We start from the raw sequence: 18,861 nt of genomic DNA on the forward strand, positions 1-18,861 counted from the left end.
CTGCCCATACCACCTGCCAGGGGGGTCACCATGCAGAACCCACCCGGTGTCGCCGGCCACGACTGGTTGATCAGGGCGAGCCCCCGGATGGCCCGGCCCGACGACGCGGCCTGCCCCACCCACCGACGCACCGCGATGCGGCCTCTGCTCGTCGCCGACCCGGCCGTGCCGTTCCGGCGGCCACCCCGCGAGGAGTTCGCATTCGGCCCGCTGTTCACCGCCCTCGACCTGCTGGAACACGACGGATGGTCCGTGGAGCGGGTACGCGAGGAACTCCGGGGCACCCGCGGTCCCTTCCGGGGATGGGGCGCCCCGGTCCACCTCGCCCACCTGGCCTGGACCGCCCACTCCCTGGAGCGCTACGTGGCCGCCCGTACCCGCGAACAGGCGGCCGCCGTCGAGGCCGGGCTGCCTGAGACCAAGCCGGTGAAGCAGCCATGGACGTGGCGCACTCCCCGCACGGACGCTCCCGACGCCCGTGGCGCCCGGCAGTACGAGCACACTCTCTGGGGCCGCATGTACGCCTCCTCCGACGGAAGGGTGCGCGACCTGTGGCTGCCTTCCATGGGCCGGGCCAAGACCGGCCGCCCCGACGCGGAGCTCGGGGCCGTGGCACAGGTGATGGCCTTCGGCGCGCCCACGCCTCGCCGCAAGCAACGCGCCCACCCTCCGGCCACCGCGACCGAGAGCACCAGCTTGCCCCGATTGGTCCGCGTCTTCGACGTCGGGTGCGCCGACGGATCCATGGAGGAGCTGCTCTCCGAGGACCCCGCCGGGGCAAGGCAGCGTTTCAGGGACGACGCTGTGCCTGCCTTCGTCACTGCTGCCACCGAACCCGGCGTGCAGCCCGGGGAGAGCTGTGTCGACTGCAAGGCCATCGCCGGCTGCACGGATCTGAAACGCACCCCGCGGCTGTGGGGTGGGAGCCCTCCGGCTCTCGCACGCCAACGCCGCTCCGTCTCCGTCTGGGACCTGCGGCTGCACGCCAAGTGCCCCGCCCAGTACCACCTGGTGCGGCGACTGCACCTCAACGACCTCTCGGCCGAGGACCGGGGGGCACGGCGCGGCAGAGCCGTCGACGCCTGGCTCGACGCACAGCACGCCGAACGCCCGGTGCGCGGCTGCCGGGACCGCGAGATCCCCGAGCCGACGGCGGTAGGGGCCAGGGCCGGACTCGACGACACCTCCGCACGCGAGGCTGCCGGAATGCTCGCGGAACACCGGCTCCTGTGCCCCCTCAACGGACTTGACGCCGACGAGCAGGTGCTCGTACAGCATCGGGTCACGGCCTACGTGCCCGAACTCGACATCGTCGTCCTCGCCGTACCCGACCTGGTGTACACCCACCGCGGCCGGTGGATCTGGCGCGAGACCAAGACGTCGGCCCGCCCGCTGTGGGAACGCGATTCCCTGCTCCACGCCTATCCCCAACTCGCCCTTGGTGTCTTGTTGTTCCACGCGGGCGCGCTCGGCGACGACCCGCGCCGCTCCTGGGTCGAACTGGAACACCTACGTGAAGGCCACGGGGAGAGTCGGCTCGAACCCGTCGACCCCGGCCGCGCCGAGAACGTCGACGAAGCCCGCGCCGTCATCGCCGAACTCGCCCAGCCACTCCTGGACGACACCACCTTCGAACCGAGGACCGGACGCCACTGCCACGGCTGTCAGGCCCGGACATGGTGTCGGCCCGGCACCGCCTACGTCACCGATCATCCGCGCCCGCCGAGCTACGACACGCAGGCCTCGCCGCGAGGAGACGCCACGCCCCATGCCTGACCAACAGCTCGTACCGGACTGGCTGTCCAACCCCGATGTCGTCCTCCTGCGGGACGTGGCCACCGCCGTACTGCACCTGGCGGCCGTCGACCGCCTCGACTCCTTCACTCTGCCTTACCCGGCCGGCGCGCAGCGGGCCCTGGATGCCCTGGTACTCCAGTGCCTGCGCAACGGCGCCAAGCCCCCGTCCGGGGTGCCCGAGATGATGCGCTGGGCCCGCGCCCGCCCCTTGGGCAGCTGGCCCCTGGACCGACTGCCCACCGACCTGTTCGACACCGCGGACCGGCTGATCGACGAGGATTCCGGAGAGCCCTCGCAGCTCTGCCACGAGCTCGCCGTTCGGGGATATGGCGACAGCACCGGACGGCAGTACGACCGCCTGGTGATCCATGAGGCCCTGCGTGCCTGCCGGGCCGTGTCGTCGCCCGAGTCCTACACGGCCTTCCGTCGTCTCCTGGTGAATCGGCCCGTCCTCACCGAGGCGGACTGGGCCGAGGTGAGCACCGACCTCTTCCTCGACCCCGTGCGCTTTCTCATCGACGAGATCTACGCCCCCGTCCCCCTCGGCTTCCGCCGGGACGGCGCGTACCTGTGCTGTCATCGCTGCCTGACCCTGCTCCATCCGGTGTCCGACACCGAGTGGTGGTGCGAGCGCGACCAGTGCCGGCACCAAGGTCCCCCACCGCACGGCCGGGAACTCGTCGCGTCCGAGGTGGGCGAGCTGCGTCAACTGCGGAAACCTCTGCGGCAGTTCGTCACCGGGCCCGGACGCGCCGAGGTCTTTCTGGAGGGCGAGCTACGCGCCCTGGGCCTCACCGTCGAGATGTGGCCCGGCTTCGACGCGTACGACCTTCGCATCACCTTCCCCGACGGTCACGTGTGGGCCGTCGACGTCAAGGACTGGGCACACCCCGCCTTCCTCGGACGCGCCGCCACCGCCGTCCGCCCCGAGCCCCCGTACGACGAAGCCTGTTGGGTGGTGCCCGCATTCCGGGTGCGCGCCCGCCGTGACTACCTGGCCATGTACGCCAGGGAGCGGGGCGCGGGGGCGGGCGGTCTGCGGCTGCTGACGGACGACCAGCTGAAACGGACCGCGCGGCTGCGGCTATCCGGCGAACGCGGGCCGGACGCGTCCATCGCGCCCCTGCACACCGTGCCTCCGGCCAGGGAGCACGGCGGGGCACGCAAGGCGTCGTCCCGGTCCGAAAGTCAGACGGCGGCGACCGACGGCGCCGGGAAGAAGGGAGCAGACCATGCGTGACCGCAGCAGCTGGTACCAGCCGGTCGTCGCCGCACTGAGGCCTTGGCCCGAAGAACACGCCGGGACCCGGCCCGCTCTGCTCTGCCAGGTCGAGCTCGCTCTGCGGCTGATGGAGACCGTGGCGCCCGGTCACGCTGCCGACGGGGCGTGGACGCTCCTCGGCGGCTACGGCCTCGCCTTCGCACGGGCCTCGAAGCTCCCCACTGGCACCACCGAACAGGTCGCGCTGGCCGCGGCCCGGCACCTGCTCTGGCCGATGCGCCGCGGCCGGATGTGGCAGCAGAGCTTGGACGCCTACCTGGAACTGCCCGAACGGCTGCGCGCGTACCGCGTCCCGGCGGCCGGGGAGCCCGCCCACCGGGTCCCCCTCAAGGTGGCGGCCGACCGCTTCACCACCTACGACGACGCGCTCGCGAACCTCCCCGGCTTCGCCACGAAGGTGCTTCCCCCGGCGGAGGCGGGCGAACACCGCTTCATGGACCGCCGCCACCGGCGCACTTCCGTCACGGTCCCCGCCGATCTCGTGCGGGACCCCTTCCCCGGCCACCCCCTCACCGCCGAACGCCCGGCCACGGCAGGCCCCCTCGACGTGCCACTCGACGAACTCGCCGACGTCGCACGGTGGATGGACACGGAGGAGCAGCGGCGCGGGCTCAAGGCGGGGAACTGGGAGCAGCGCCTCGCCCAACTCGACCTCGACACCCGTACCCCGGACGGGACAGTCTTCGAAGCGGCGTCCGCGCTGCCGCTCGACCAACTCACACACCTCGTCGGCATGGTCGGCGCCGGTAAGTCGACCTTGATGACCGTGCTCGCCGTCTGGGCGTACCACAACGGCCTGCGCATCACTCTCGTCGTCGGCGACGTGGCCGAACAGCTGACGCTGACCGAGCTGTTCCGCACGCTCGGCCTGAGCGCCGCCCTGGTGCAGGGGGGTACGACGCGGCCCCAGCATACCCAGCGGCTGCACCGCAGACTCGCCGCACGGGGAGAACACTCCCTACTGGCTCACACCGGGCCCGTCTTCGCCCACCTCAGCACCGCCTGCCCGCTCGACGCCCTGCGCGCGCTCGACACGTCCGAGCCCCTGCGCTACACCGACGCGCCGTGCGGTGCCCTTCACCCCGCTCGGCGCCAGGAGACCGCCGAGGAGCCCGCGGCCGAGCGCGCGGTACGCGAGCTCGAACGAGCCCGAGGCGCCGCCGGCAGGGAGGCCGCCACGGACGACACCGACACCGACGAGGAGGGCCTGGGCACCCCGCACGCCTGCCCGCTGTGGAGCGTCTGCCCCCGGCACTCCGCCGCCCGTGCCCTCGTGGACGCGCTGATCTGGGTGGCCAACCCGGCCAGTCTCGTCCAGACTGCGGTTCCGCGTCAGCTCAACGCCGAGCGCCTGCGCTATCTGGAGCTGGCCTGCCTGCGCAGCGACATCGTCGTCGTCGACGAGGCCGACCGCGTGCAGATGCAGCTCGACCAGATGTTCGCCCCGTCGGCCACGCTCGTCACCACCGGTGTCTCCGACTCCTGGCTCGACCAGCTGCAGACCCACGAGATCGCCGAACTCGCCCGGCAGGGAAGGCTGCAGCTCTCCGACCAGGACGTGGAACGGTGGTCCGCCGCCCTGGACGTCGTAGGTACCGCCGCGGACCGGCTGTACGCCATGCTCATCGACGACGGAAGCCTGCGGGACTGGGCGCAGATCGACTACTTCAGTGCCTGGACCCTCCAGGAGAAGCTGCTGCACGCCTGGTACCCGCTGACGCGAGGCCAGGCCGCCGGGCGGCCGGACAACATGAACGCAGGGGATCTCGAGGACGAGAGCACACTCTACGAGGACGAGGAAGGTCTCGGGGCCGATGGCGACTCCCCCGTCCCCGACGCTCCCTGGGCGCAGCGACGCACCGCGATCACAGGGTTCTTCGACACATTCCGCGACGATCCGCTCGGCGGACGCGGCCCCTACGGAACTCCCGCCGACGAGCTCACGGCCCTCGCCCACGACGTCCTGCACACCCTCGACGAAAAGCGGACACGACGCCGAGTCCGCGCGCTCCTCGACTCCTTCCTCGTCGGAGCGCCGGGCCCGGAACAGCGCCCCATGCCCGCTGCCAAGCGAGGCAAGGAGCCTGCCCCCGAGGACGTACCACTCACCGAGGAGTGGCGTGAACTCAACGCACGGCGGCTGGAGTTCACCCTCGTCCTCGCCGCCTTGCACCAACGCCTGGACCGGGTGACGTTCCTGTGGCCTCAGGTGGAGGCAGCGCTACGGCTGGACTCCGCGGCCCACGAGCTGACCCGCCGCCCGCCCCTCGACTACGCGCCACTGCTGCCCGAAGCGCCCATGGGCAACGTCCTGGGCTTCCAGTACCTGGTGGACGAACGGGCCGCCGCCCGCAACAAGGACGGACACCGTACCGGCACCCTGCGCTTCTTCCGTTGCGCGGGCGTAGGCCGGGAACTGCTCCTGGGTCTTCCCCAGCTCGGCGCCGACCCAGGCCTCGGCAAAGCCGGCCCACACGTGCTGTTGATGTCCGGCACCAGTTGGGCCGGCACCTCTACCCGGGCCCACGTCCTCGCACCTGTCCGCGCCGTACTGAAACCGCAGCCCAAGGCTCTCGACGCCATCCGGAAGACCGTGTTCCGCACCGAGTTCCTGTACGACGCCGCAGGACAGCCGATCCGGCTCTCCGGCCAGGACCCCGACCAGCGCGAGGACGTCCTGCGCCTGATGATCGACCGGCTCGCCCGATCCCGGATCGACGGCAATTCCTCCCCTCTCCAGAGCGAACTCGCCCGAATCCCCGACCAGCGCCGCAAACGTGCCCTGCTCCTGGTGGGCAGCTACGCGGAAGCCAAAGTGGCCGCCACCGCCCTGAACGAGATCCCGCGCTGGCGTGGCCGCGTACGCGTCCTGGCCGCCGACGACGCCGAACTGGAGGCCGCCGTCGACGGGACGGCGTCGGCACGAAGCCAGGCGCCGGGCACGGAATCGGGCGCGGGAGCGGTCCGGCGTGGGGACCTCGCGTCCTTCGCGGACGACCCGGACGCCGAACTGCTCGTGGCGCCCCTGCTCGCCGTGGAGCGAGGACACAACATCCTCACCGCCCCTCAACGGCCCGGCGAGGAGAAGGTGGCGGCGTTCGGGACGGTGTTCTTCCTGGTCCGCCCGCACCCCCGCCCCGACGACCTCTCCCTGGCGGTCTTCGCCATCAACGACTGGGCGACGCGGTTCGTACGCGGTCAACTGAAGCTGCCGGACGAAGGGACCTTCAGCGACATGGTCGCCCAGGCCGGGGACCTTAACGCGGCAGGCAGCGCTTTCAGGACCACCGCGCGCGGCGTGTGGCGACACGTACTGTCACGGCCCTACATCTACTCCTCGCTCTCCGATGACGAGAAGAAGTCCTTCGTCTGGGACCAGCTCGTCACCATCTGGCAGGTCATCGGGCGCCTCGTCCGCGGTGGCGTACCCGCCCGCGTCGTGTTCGTCGACGCGGCCTTCGCACCTCGACTCGCCGCAGCACAGGCCCCCTTCACCGGCCAGAACCGGCGTCCACGCCGCGCAGGCGACCCGGGGCTACTCGTCCGACTGCGGGACGTCCTGGCGCCGTACTTCACCCAAAGCGACACCGGCACCGTCGCGTACGGCGCGCGCACCGACCCCGCCGACGCCGCACTCGTCAAGCTGCTCTACCGCCCGCTGTACGAAGCGCTGTGTGCCATGGGGACGTCACCCGGCCCGCGATCGGTCGACTGAAGCACGCCAACCACCGCCCTGGGCAGCACTGTTGGCGGGCAACCGCACCTGCCCACGTACGGACATCGCAGGGAGAACCGACATGTACAAGAACATCCGCCGATCCGCGTATCACCTGGCCGAGGAGGGCACCCCTTGGACCGAGGACTTCCACGCGCTCCCTTTCCCCGAACACTGGCATGCCGGACTCCTCGAACTGCACAACCACGGGCGGGACGAGGAGAAGCGGCAGCCGACGCTGCCCACCCGCCGACTCGACGGCGTGCTCCAGACTCTCGCCCCCGACGTGATCGTCCGCCCCCGGCCGCGTATCCCCGTCGAGCCGGGGCCGCAGGCCGCCGAGGACTTCTGGATGTACGTACCGGCCTCGGCGCCCGACCCCCTCCCCGGCCGTTCCATGCAGCAACTCCTCGACGCCTGGCTGCGTACCCTCGGTCCCAAGGGCTCCGCACAGGATCCCCGGTTCCGCTCGCTGTTGCTCGCGAGCAGCACCGAGCTGAAGCAGAACCTGCCCGAGTGGCAACCGGTCAGCGGCGTCGAACTCCTCACCACCCCGACCACCCGGGGCGGCACTGCCGCCCCGGAACCGCGCCAGTTCCAACTCGCCACCGACGCCCTGGCACGCCGCATCCTGACCCTCGACCCCTTCCCGTTCGAGGGAGGGGAGCTGCGGTTCCGGGCGCTGCCCCGCGGACCTCGCGACCAGGGGGCGGAACTCATGTCGCAGCCTCTGTGCCGGACCGTCAAACGCAAGGAGTGGTGGTTCTCCGTCCTTCTGAACATCTCCCTGCAGACCACGCCGTTCGACCCCAGGCCGCGTCTCCACCTGCACTGGGGTGTACGCCGCTGGGCGACCCACCCTCGGACCACCACCAAACGCCTCAGCCTGCCCTACCGGGAGGCCACCACCGTCTACCTGCGGCCCACCATCCCCTGGCTGCCCGGCGCACCGGCCACCGAACGCTACGCACTGGCACGCCTGCGCCGCGACCGGGCCGCCGGCACCTTCGTCTGGTCGGAGAACGACACCTCCGGCATCCTGCGCGGACTCAGCCTCGCGGGCAACTTCCCCGACCCCGAACAGCTCCTCACCGAACCGGTCTCCTGGATCGGCGAGGGCCGCGGCGTCCGCGCCAGCGTGGTCCACAGCACTAGAATGGGTAAGCACGAGATCGGCACCGGCTTCATGCCCAACCAGCGGGCCCAGCTCACCGAATGGGCCGAGCAGGCCCTCCCTGAAACACTGATCCGGGTACCCGACCTCACGCGCGGACGTGCCAAGGGCATCGGCGCGCCGCAGAACCGGCGGCCCAAGCCGAGGACCGACGAGGCCAAGAAAGCCGAGTTGCTGCGCGAGACCCAGGCACGGCGCGTGGCACTTGCGGCGCAGGCCCGAATCGCCTCCCACGGCCCAGATCAGGCCGGCCCGCCCGTTGTGGAGGCCCGGCTGCTGTGGCAGTCACCCGAGGTACGCAGAGAGGCGGTGGAACAGTTCGCCAAGGCCCTGGGCCTCGACGGCGACGGCGGCGCCAGTGCCGCCCACGTCACGGACCGGGACTTCGACGAGGCCACGCCCGGAGCACCGGTCGTCCTGGAGTGGCGGACGACGGAGGTCACACTCCGGCTGCGCTGCCTACCCCTCGCCGACGGACTGGGCGACCGGCTCGTGCCCGACACGGCGGTCAAAGGCGCGGCGCTCGCGGCGGCCGTCGCCGAACGGCGCCGCGCCCTGCGCGCCTGGCTCCGCGCGGACGGCGCGGACCCCTCCCGGCCCGAACTCGCCCTCGTGGAAGTCGCCCACCGCAGCACGTTCCGCCCGGCGTCGACGGACCCCAAGTTCGCCATCCGCCTCGGGTGCGCCGACGCGGGCCTGCTGACTCAGTTCGTCGTCACCTCGTCCACCGACCGGCAGATCGACAATGCGGAGAGCCTCGACCACCGCACGTGCAGCTCGTGGCTCGACGGACTGCGCCAACTCGGCGTCCGCGTCCTGCCCCAGCACACCCTCGGTGACGATCTTCCGGACTCGCTGCAATACGCGGCGGTGTGGATGGTGAAACGTCGCAAGGACGGCCCGACCCGGTTGCCCAAACACCTGCCTGTGGCCGTCCTGGTCACCCCGCTCCCGGCCGGGGAAGGCCTCGCGGCCGTACGCGGCTGGGATGACACCGCGGGGGAATGGGTGCCCTATCCGCAGTTCCTCCTCGGTCTGGTGAAACAGGCGGAGATCGACCCCGAAGCGTTCACGGAACCCGGGACTCCAGACGATGACGCACGTCCCGATGCCTCTAGGGTCACCGGCAAGCAGTGGCGCAGCAACCTCGCCCAACAGCGCAGGGAGACCGCGGCATTCCTCCAACGCGTGCTGCACTCCCTCCGAGGGCAACCCACCGCACTGATCACCCACGCTCAGAACAGCCGACTGCACTGGCCCTGGCTCCAGGACGGCCAGACCGAACGCGATCTGATCAAGACCGGCCACGCCCCGGCAGGACGACTGGACGACGAACTGCGCCTCGTACGCGTGCGCGGATGCGGCGGTCGCGAGAGCGCCCAGTGGTGGGGGCTGGCCGACCCGGGCAAGCCCCACGGACAGCCGGCTGGCTTCTGGGCACAGCAGCGTTACGGGGACGGGGCTTCGTCGCGCGAGCGGGTCTTCTACAGCACCACCGAACGCCCCGGAACCCATGCGATCTCCCCCGCACTCGACCGCCTCGCCACCCGGGTCAACGCGGCAGGCAACCTCACCTCGCAGGCGGGCACCAGCGCCTGGAACCCGACCCTGGTGGAGATCGCGGTACTTGGCTGCCACGAAGACGACGACTCCGCGGCCCCCGTACTGGAAAAGCCGGACGCCCCTGAGGCGCTGGCCCTCGCCATGCACCAGCTCCGCCAGGCCCCGGACTACGCCGCCTCCCTGTCTCTCCCCCTCCCCCTCCACCTCGCGGGGCTGGCCCAGGCATACGTCCTCCCGACACTCGCCGACGGCGACCGGACTTCGAACGAGGAGTCGGACACACCTGCTGGAGACCAGAGCACGGAGGACCCAGATCTCGCCGACGCGGCCGGACTGTCCACGACGCCGGACGACGAGGCCGAGACTGCCCACGACTGACGACGGGATCGACATATGCGCACGGATATCCCCAGGACCTGTGGTTCTGAGAGAGCAACGACAGTCCCTCCTTTCGCCTTTCTGTGCTCCTGTGCGGGTCCAGCGGAGGATTGCCGAGCTCCTTGAGTCACCGTGACCGGTTGCCAAGTTCTACGGAACGTAGTCAGCACCAAACCCGCACGGGGGTCGGCATGACACCGTCAAAAGCTATGCCTCTCCGACACCAGTCGCTTCACCCCTCCTAGTGCCGTATCAGAGAACCTTCGCCCTGTTTCTCGGTGAGAGGATCACTGGCAAGCGCCGGGACTGATGGTCTCGGATCGAACGGGCGGGGGGACATCGAGAGTGGCCGAGGGTGAACCTTGGACTGGTGACGATCAAGATCACAATGATCGGTGTCATGCGCGTTGGCGGGCTTCGTTGAACCGCTCGACGGCCCACTCCGACTACCGGGACGAGTGGTATGACGCCCAGTGCGGAGGATGCCGCTTCTGGATCGTGTTGAGCGGGCAGCTCGGCCAGGACTACGGGGCGTGCAGCAACCCCGGCTCGTCATTCGACGGGCGAGTGCGGTTCGAGCACGACGGCTGTGCGAGCTTCGCGGGTCGAACCGACGGCTCGTTCGGGTAGCGGCCGGTCAGGCGACGTTGGCTCTGGCCACGACCCTGTGGAGGCGTTCGTCTGCGGCGTTCTTGTTCCGCCAGATGATGTATCGGCGGATCATGCTGCCCTGGGCCTTGTGACTGGCATGGTCGGTGCCGTCGAGGGCGAAGTAGCGCAGAGCTGTGAACTGGGCCTCGATCCGGTTGAGCCAGGAGCTGTTGGTCGGGGTGTAGGCGATCTCGACGTTGTTCGCCGCAGCCCAGGTACCGACCCGCTGGCACCGCTTGGTCGTCAGGTGCGGCGAGTAGTTGTCGCAGACGATCGCGATGCGCACGTCCAGCGGGTGCAGCGAGCGCAGGTAGCGGCAGAACTCCAGGAACTTCGACCGGTTCTTCGTCTTCTTGATGTGACCGTAGAGCTGGTCCTTGGCCAGGTCGTAGGCGGCGAACAGGTGCCTCACCCCGTGCGGGCGGGTGTAGGTCGCTCGCCGCCGGGCCTGGGCTCGCGGTCGGGGTCCTTGTGCCGGCCGCCGCGTTCGGCCCACTGCCGTCCGGGGTGGGGCTGGAGGTTGAGGGGGCCGAACTCGTCCATGCAGAAGATGGCTTCGGGCTCGCTTTCTTCGGGTATGACCTCGCCGTCGGCGATCGCGTAGAGGTGTTCGACCCGGGCCTTCTTGGCCGCGTAGTCGGGGTCGCGGGAGGTCTTCCAGGTCTTCACGCGTTGAAAGGAGACGCCCTCCTCGCGGAGCAGGATGCGCAGGCCCTCGTGGCTGATGTCGTCGACCACCCCTCGGCGACCAGGAAGTCGGCCAGTTTCGCCAGGCTCCAGGTCGAGAACGGTAGGCCGTGCTCGGCCGGCTTGGACTTGGCGGTCTTCTTGATCTCCCGGCGCTCGGGCAGGGTGAACGTCCTGGGCCGGCCGCCCTTGTACTTGGGGTAGAGCGACTCGAAGCCGGCGGCGTTGAAGTTGTGGATCACGTCGCGGACCCGGTCCGCGCTGGTGAACGTCACCTCGGCGATCTTCGCCACCGGCATGCCCTGCGCGGACAGCAGCACCATCTGGGCCCGCCGCCAGGTCACCACCGACCCAGTGCCCCGGCGGACGATCCGCAGCAACCGTCTGCCCTCGTCGTCATCGATCTCCCGGACCTGCACGCGTTCAACCACATGATCATTCTGGCGGTCCGATGCCGCCCGGCGCAGCAACCGGGCGACACGTCACGACGGGGCGAACGTTGCCTGATGCGGCACTAGCCCCTGAACCAGCGCTCAATGAACGGGCATGGTGGCCACACGTACAACCAACCTCTGAACTATGTTGCCCCGCCACATGTGCGCCTGACCTGCGTGTTTCTACGGTGTGGCGACACGCAAACGTCCCTGCCAACTGTCCGGAAGTGGTGTACATGGCCGCCCCAGAAACCGCTCAACCAGCGCCGAGCTCGCTGAAGCGCATCGTCGCCGCCAGTCTCATCGGCACGACCATCGAGTGGTACGACTTCTTTCTCTACGGGTCCGCCGCCGCCCTGGTCTTCAACGAGCTGTTCTTCCCGGATGAGGACCCGCTGGTCGGAACCCTCCTCTCGTTCCTCACCTACGCCGTCGGCTTCGCCGCGCGTCCGCTCGGCGCGCTCGTCTTCGGACACTACGGGGACCGGCTCGGACGTAAGAAGCTGCTGGTGCTCAGCCTGCTCATGATGGGCGGTGCGACCTTCGCGATCGGACTCATGCCGACCCATGCGACGATCGGCTCCGCCGCTCCGGTCCTGCTGACCGTGCTGCGGCTCGTGCAGGGTTTCGCGCTCGGCGGCGAGTGGGGCGGCGCGGTGCTGCTGGTGTCTGAGCACGGCGATGCCAAGCGGCGCGGATTCTGGGCCTCGTGGCCTCAGACGGGCGCCCCGGCCGGGCAGTTGCTCGCCACCGGTGTGCTGTCCGCGCTCACGGCGCTGCTCTCGGACGCCGCCTTCTCCTCATGGGGCTGGCGCATACCGTTCCTGCTGTCCGGCGTGCTGGTGATCGTCGGCTTGTGGATTCGTCTCTCTGTCGATGAATCGCCGGTCTTCAAGGCCGCGTTGGCCCAGGCCGAGCAGCGCAAGGCGGAAGCCGGCCAGGTGGAGAAAATGCCGGTCATCGCCGTGCTGCGTCACCACTGGCGCGATGTCCTGATCGCCATGGGCGCGCGTATGGCGGAGAACATCAGCTATTACGTGATCACCGCGTTCATCCTCGTCTACGCGACCACCGCCGTGGACATGAGCAAGCAGACCGCGCTCAACGCCGTCCTCATCGGCTCCGCCGTGCACTTCGCGGTGATCCCGCTGTGGGGTGCGCTGTCCGACCGGATCGGGCGCCGGCCGGTGTATCTGATCGGCGCGATCGGCGTCGGAGCCTGGATGTTCCCGTTCTTCGCACTCATCGACACGGCCGGGTTCGGCGCCCTGCTCCTCGCCGTCACCGTGGGTCTCGTGCTGCACGGTGCGATGTACGCGCCCCAGGCGGCGTTCTTCTCCGAGATGTTCGCGACGCGGATGCGCTACTCGGGCGCCTCGATCGGCGCGCAGTTCTCGTCCGTCGCCGCCGGTGCGCCGGCACCGCTGATCGCCACTGCTCTGCTGGCCGACTACGACTCGTCGACGCCCATCGCCCTGTACGTGATCGCCGCAGCCCTGCTCACCGTGGTGGCCATCGCCTGCGCACGGGAGACGAGGGAGCGGGACCTGACCACGCTGGACAGCGCCGCGCACGACGTCGAGGACGCTCCGGCCACAGCCGCCGCGGACGCCCGTACCGTCTGACCCGGTGGGGGCCGGCCGGTCGGCCGGCCCCTCCATATACGCGAACGGCGCGGGCCCGGACGGGTCCGCGCCGTTCGCGTATACAGAGGCGGTGGGGACCGCATGGACGGCCGGGAACATGGGCTCACGGCCCCCGCAGAACGGGACACGCGGTCGCCCGTACAGGTGGGCAGGGGCTCAGGAGCCGGCCGACGACGACATCGCGTGCAGCCTCAGCGCCAGCTGGATCTCTAGGGACCGCGTCGGCGCCTGCCAGTCGGGGCCGAGCAACCGGCCTATGCGCTCGAGCCGTTGGGCCACGGTGTTCACATGGACGTGCAGGTCGTCCTTGGTGCGGGCCGGGCTCATGCCACTGGCGAAGTAGGCGTCCAGGGTTCCGACCAGGTCGGTACCGCGCCGCCGGTCGTAGCCGATGATCTCCCCGATGGTGCGGTGCACGAAGCCGTCGATGTCACCGGGGTCGGCCAGCAGCAGCCCGAGGAACCCCAGGTCCTGCGCCGCGGCGCCCTCACCGGAGCGGCCGAGGAGGCGCAGGGCGTCGAGGCAGCGGCGGGCCTGGGCATAGGCCGTTGCCACCGGCGCCGGGTCTTCGGCCGGTGAGTCGACCGGCGAGGAGGCGCCGACGGTCACCGGCTCGCGGAGCGCGCCGCTCAGCTGCCGGGCGGTCTGGCGGGCGAGGTCCGCCGCCGTGTCGCCGGGGCCGAGGGGCAGGAGCAGGACCGTGCCGCCGTCGCGTGCGGCGGCGAGACCGGAACGGGTCGCGGCCAAGTGCGAGGCAGCGGACCACAGGCGTCGGCGGTCCGCCGTCTCACGTGCGGAGACGGCTGCCCCGTCGAGAGAGCCCGCACGGCTCCATGAGCCACCGCGCGCGCCGGGCTTACGGCCGGCGCCGGGCTCGGCGCGGGTGGCCTCTGCCCGGGTGGCGGTCTCCTCCGCCGTGCCGTCGATCCGGGCGGCGAGCACCACATGGGGGGCGTCGAGGTCGGCCCGCAGCCGGGCGGCCCGCTCCCGCAGCAGCCTGGGGTCCCGGTCCGGGGAGTCGAGCAGGTCGTCGAGCAGTTCGCCCCGCACCCGCTGTTCCGCGTCGTGGGCGGACCGTTCGGCGAGGAGCAGCAGGGAGGTGACCATCGCGGCGCGTTCGAGGGTGCGGCGGCCTGCGGGATCGAGGTCGGGCTGCCCGTGCAGGACCAGGGAGCCGAAGACCTCCCCGCCCGCGGCGACGGCGGCGACCCAGTCGTCGCCGTGCCGTGTCGCATGGCCGCCGGCGCGCGCGGTGTCCGGGCCGCCCGCGGTGAACTCGACCGTCCCGTCGAGGACTTCGGAGAGCGCCGCGGCCACATCATCGACGCCCCCGCCGCGCAGGACCAGCTCCGTCAGACGGTCGTGGACGTCCGAGGCGCGCTCCAGAACGCCGCTGTGCTCCTGGATGATCGCGTTGGCCCGCTCGAGGTCGGCGAGCGCGGAGCGGGTCTCCGCGAGGAGGTTGGCGGTGTCGATGGCGACGGCCGCGTGGGCGGCGAAGGAGGCGAGCAGCGCGACCTGCTCCCGTTCGAAGACCCTGGCGCGCCGGTCGGCGGCGAACAGGACGCCGATGACCTGGCTGCCCAGCATGAGCGGCACGCCGAGGATGGCGACGAGGCCCTCGTCCTTGACCGCGGCGTCGATGGTCCCTGTGTGCTCGAACCGGGCGTCGTCGAAGTAGCTTTCCGTCACATAGGGCCGCGCGGTCTGGGCGACGAGGCCGCCGAGCCCCTCCCCCATCCCGAGCCGCACCTGCTGGAACCGGGCCGACACCGAGCCCTCTGTGACCCGCATGTAGGTGTCGCCGGCCTCGGGGTCGTTGAGGCTGAGGTAGGCGACCTCGGTGCCCAGCAGCGACCGGGCCCGCTGCACGATCGCCCGGAGCACCGCGTCGAGGTCGCGCAGACCGGCGAGGTCGTGCGCGGTCTCGAAGAGGGCGGACAGTTCCGCCTCGCGGCGCCTGCGCCCCTCCAGCTCGGCCCGCACCCGCAGGGCCAGCTGCTTGGCGTGTTCGAGCGCGGCCAGCTGGTCGGGCCCGGCGCCGTCTGCGCGGGCGAGGAGCAACGGCCTGTCGTACGCGTCGGCGGCCGCGCCGCGTGCGAGGAGCTCCAGGTAGTGGGCTTGATCGTGGGACATGGACACAGGATTCCTGCCGTACGGGCGGTCGCACCAGCCCTGTGGACAACGATGCGGTACCGCCCGAGGACAGGGGCTGGATCCGCTCCTGATCGATACAGCCTGTCGTGACGCCTGGCGCAACACGCGCCGTGATCGATACGCCTAGTGAGCCGTCCAGCCGCCGTCGAGGGTCAGGGACGTACCGGTGATGAAGGAGGCCTGGGGCGAGCAGAGGTACAGGGCGGCCTCCGCCACCTCCTCCGGCTCGACGAGCCGCTTGATCGCGGAGTCCTTGAGGAGGACCTCGGTGAGCACGCGGTCCTCCGGCAGGTCGTGCGCAGCGGCCTGGTCGGCGATCTGCTTCTCGACGAGGGGTGTGCGCACATAGCCGGGGTTGACGCAGACGGACGTCACGCCGTGCGGTGCGCCCTCGAGGGCGGCCGTCTTGGAGAGTCCTTCGAGCCCGTGTTTGGCAGCCACATACGCGGACTTGTAGGCGGAGGCGCGCAGTCCGTGTACGGACGAGATGTTGACGATCCTGCCCCAGCCCTGTGCGTACATGTGCGGCAGCGCGCCCCTGATCAGTCTGAACGGGGCTTCGAGCATCACCGTGAGCACGGTGTGGAAGACGTCCGGCGGGAAGTCCTCGATGGGCCGGACCAATTGCAGGCCCGCGTTGTTGACGAGGATGTCCGTGCCGGCGGCCGCCGCTTCCGCGGCGTCCAGGTCGGTGAGGTCGAGCAGGTACGGTTCCACGGCCCCGGCGAGGCCCTCGCTGTGCGCGGCGAGCGCAGCCAGTCCGTCGGCGTCCCGGTCGACGGCTCTGACCTTGGCCCCGGCGGCCGCGAGCCGGAGGGCGCAGGCGCGGCCGATGCCGCCCGCGGCACCGGTGACGAGGGCGGTGCGGCCGCCGAGGTCGACGGACAGGGTGGACGCCGCGGCTGCGGGGACGGGGGTGCCGGGCGGTGTGGTGGGCGCGGTCATGTCCGGCACATTAGGCAGCGATCATCCGTCGACCGATGTGGTCGCAGCCCATACTTCGCTACGCCTTGGTGGGTTCAAACCATGCTGGTCCTTCGGACAGCGCATGTTTGATCCGGAAAGTGGCGAAGTCTTGGAGTTCCGGCAGCGCGTCGACGGGGAACCAGCCCACCTCGAGGGACTCCTCGTCGTTGACACGCGCCTCGGCGGCGCCGGTCACCGCACGGCAGCGCATGGTGATGTCCATGTACTGGCACACGTCGCCATTGGGATAGGTGACGGGCCTGGGCAGCGCCTGTACCAGGACGACCCGCTCGGCCACGCAGCGCACGGCGGTCTCCTCGTACACCTCGCGTGCCGCCGTCATGGCGGGCTGCTCGCCGGGCTCGGGGATGCCGCCGATGACCGACCAGTTGCCCGTGTCTGCGCGCCTGCCCAGCAGCACCCGCCCCGCGTCGTCGAAGACGACTGCGCTGACACCCGGCAGGAACAGCAGCTGGTGGCCGGCGGTCGCCCGGATGGCGCGGATGAAATCGGGAGTTGCCATGCCCGGACCCTACCGCTGGCCCGGCCTGACCGTCCGAACCCCTCCGCGGACCGGCACAGCCCCCGGGCGCTCTCCCGGCCGGCCACGACAGTGCAGCACCCTGGCCGGACGCCCGGCGGACTCAGGCCTTGTCCGCTGCCGTGGCCGCCTCGTCCCTCGCACGGTGCCGGGTCCGGACCACGCCGACGGCGACCGCGGACAGGCCGCCGGCCGCGAGCAGCACGAGGGCCAGTTCGGGCGCGCTGCCGAGGCGGGTCGCGGGCGTGAGCGACGAGCGCAGCGGAACCTCGGCGACCAGCGCGTCCGGCGTGAACATCGCCGTCTGTTCGACGATCTCCCCGTCGGGCAGGATGACGGCGCTGACACCGCTGGTGACGGGGACGACGACGGACCGGCTGTGTTCGACGGCCCGCACGCGGGACATCGCCAGCTGCTGGTACGTCATCTCGCTCCGGCCGAAGGTGGCGTTGTTGCTCGGCACGGAGATGAGCTGCGCCCCGTGCGTGACTGTGTCGCGGGCGGCGTCGTCGAAGGCCGCCTCGAAGCAGGTGACCAGGCCGACCTCGGTGCCGGCGAGGTCGAAGACCCCCACCTCGTGCCCGGGCCCGAAGTCACGCTGGACCCGGTCCACGTCGGAGTTGAAGACCCGCACGACGGACCGCATCGGGATGTACTCGCCGAACGGCTGCACGTGGCGCTTGTCGTAGGTGTCGACGGGCCCCCGGTCGGCGTCCCATTCGATGAGGGTGTTGCGGAGCTTGCCCGTCTCCGGGGTCAGCACGGCGCCCACGACGGTCGGCACGCCGATGGCCTTGACCGCCCGGTCGATGACCAGGCGGGCGTCCGCGTTGCGGTACGGGTCGAGATCGGAGGAATTCTCGGGCCACAGGACGAAGTCCGGCCGGGGTTCCTTGCCGGCCGCCACGTCCGCGGCGAGCTGTTCCGTCCGGCGGGCGTGGTTGTCGAGGACGGCCCGACGCTGGGCGTTGAAGTCGAGACCGAGGCGGGGGACGTTGCCCTGGATCGCGGCGACGGTGGCGGTGCCGTCCTCGGCGGAGGCGTCGACCAGCGGCCGGGAGGCGAGGGCCGCGGCAACGGGCACGAGGAGGGCGAGCAGCGCCGCCACGGCCGCGCTGCGCGGAACGGTCCCGCCGCGGCGGTGAGCAAGCGCCTGCCGCGCACATTCGTAGAGGCCCAATCCACAGAGCACGACGGCGAAGCTCAGCACAGGGGTGCCGCCGAGCGCCGCGAGCGGCAGGAAGAAGCCATCGGCCTGACCGAACGCGATCTTGCCCCACGGGAAGCCGCCGAACGGTACGCGGGCACGCGCGGCCTCGCCCGCGATCCAGACGGCGGCGGCCCATACGGGCCACGCCGGCAGCCGTGAGACGAGGGCGATGCCCATGCAGGCGAACGCCACGAACAGCGCCTCCGCCGCGACCAGCGCCAGCCAGGGCACCGGGCCGACCTCCTCGCCCGTCCAGAACAGCAGGGGGAGCAGGAAGCCGAGGCCCGCGAGGTAGCCGAGCCCGAACGCGGACCGCGGCCGGCGTCCGTGCAGGGTCAGGCCGAGCAGGGCGAACGCCGGAACGGCCAGCCACCACAGCGGACGCGGCGGGAAACTCGCGAAGAGCAGCAGGCCGGAGAGCGCGGCGGCAGCGGGGCGCGCGAACCGGCGCAGCAGCGGCCGGCCCTCCGTGGGTGCGGGTCCGGGGGTGTCGACGGGGGTCATGATGGCGCTCACCTGGCGGAGTCTACGGCGGAGGCCTGTGAGCGGCGCAGTCACGTCCACCTCACCCAGAAGCAACGTTTCTTCGCAATCACTCCACACATGTCCGAGGCTCCCGTTAGCGTGTTCGCCGGTCCCGCGCACACCACGAGCCGTTCA

General features: G+C 70.9%; 10 protein-coding genes and 1 pseudogene. 6 read left to right on the top strand and 5 right to left on the bottom strand.

The genetic code is table 11. The features are described from left to right. Positions 1–30 precede the first annotated feature (30 nt). The 5 genes from MDN94_RS26725 (at position 31) to MDN94_RS26745 (ending at position 10,539) form a co-directional block, all read left to right on the top strand. Positions 31–1,776, top strand: coding sequence for a PD-(D/E)XK nuclease family protein (locus tag MDN94_RS26725; RefSeq protein ID WP_482728455.1), 1,746 nt, complete (start codon positions 31–33; stop codon positions 1,774–1,776). Next, the gene (locus MDN94_RS26730; protein ID WP_482728456.1) at positions 1,769–3,037 is read left to right on the top strand and encodes a pPIWI_RE_Y domain-containing protein; all 1,269 of its coding nucleotides are present in this window, start codon (positions 1,769–1,771) and stop codon (positions 3,035–3,037) included. Before MDN94_RS26725 ends, MDN94_RS26730 begins: the two co-directional genes overlap by 8 nt. Next, positions 3,030–6,794, top strand: coding sequence for a pPIWI_RE_Z domain-containing protein (locus tag MDN94_RS26735; RefSeq protein ID WP_482728457.1), 3,765 nt, complete (start codon positions 3,030–3,032; stop codon positions 6,792–6,794). The genes MDN94_RS26730 and MDN94_RS26735 overlap by 8 nt, the downstream gene beginning before the upstream one ends. 82 nt (positions 6,795–6,876) lie before the next feature. Beyond that, positions 6,877–9,909: a pPIWI_RE module domain-containing protein gene (locus MDN94_RS26740; RefSeq protein WP_482728458.1), complete on the top strand. Its 3,033-nt coding sequence runs from the start codon at positions 6,877–6,879 to the stop codon at positions 9,907–9,909. A gap of 309 nt (positions 9,910–10,218) precedes the next feature. Beyond that, positions 10,219–10,539 carry a DUF3027 domain-containing protein gene (locus MDN94_RS26745; RefSeq protein WP_482728459.1) on the top strand — a complete coding sequence of 107 codons (321 nt, stop codon included), beginning with the start codon at positions 10,219–10,221 and terminating at the stop codon, positions 10,537–10,539. Positions 10,540–10,546: 7 nt separating this feature from the next. Here the strand turns inward: MDN94_RS26745 and MDN94_RS26750 are convergent. Further along, positions 10,547–11,678, bottom strand: a pseudogene (locus MDN94_RS26750) (IS630 family transposase). A gap of 239 nt (positions 11,679–11,917) precedes the next feature. Between MDN94_RS26750 and MDN94_RS26755 the strand changes: the two are divergent. Then, positions 11,918–13,306, top strand: coding sequence for an MFS transporter (locus tag MDN94_RS26755; protein WP_482728460.1), 1,389 nt, complete (start codon positions 11,918–11,920; stop codon positions 13,304–13,306). Positions 13,307–13,483: 177 nt separating this feature from the next. Here MDN94_RS26755 and MDN94_RS26760 read toward each other — a convergent pair whose 3' ends face one another. The 4 genes from MDN94_RS26760 to lnt all read right to left on the bottom strand — a co-directional run bounded on the left by MDN94_RS26760 (position 13,484) and on the right by lnt (position 18,717). Beyond that, positions 13,484–15,463, bottom strand: a complete 1,980-nt coding sequence (locus MDN94_RS26760; protein WP_482728461.1) for a helix-turn-helix domain-containing protein — start codon at positions 15,461–15,463, stop codon at positions 13,484–13,486. 144 nt (positions 15,464–15,607) lie between these two features. Continuing rightward, positions 15,608–16,429, bottom strand: a complete 822-nt coding sequence (locus MDN94_RS26765; RefSeq protein ID WP_482728462.1) for a 3-hydroxybutyrate dehydrogenase — start codon at positions 16,427–16,429, stop codon at positions 15,608–15,610. Between the two features lie 58 nt (positions 16,430–16,487). After that, complete coding sequence (locus MDN94_RS26770) at positions 16,488–16,973, bottom strand: NUDIX hydrolase (RefSeq protein ID WP_482728463.1); 486 nt, start codon at positions 16,971–16,973, stop codon at positions 16,488–16,490. Positions 16,974–17,094: 121 nt separating this feature from the next. Further along, entirely contained in the window at positions 17,095–18,717 is a 1,623-nt protein-coding gene (lnt, locus tag MDN94_RS26775; protein WP_482728464.1) for an apolipoprotein N-acyltransferase, read from the bottom strand. Positions 18,718–18,861 lie beyond the last annotated feature (144 nt).

The sequence above is a fragment of the Streptomyces sp. WAC00040 genome (assembly GCF_056835925.1).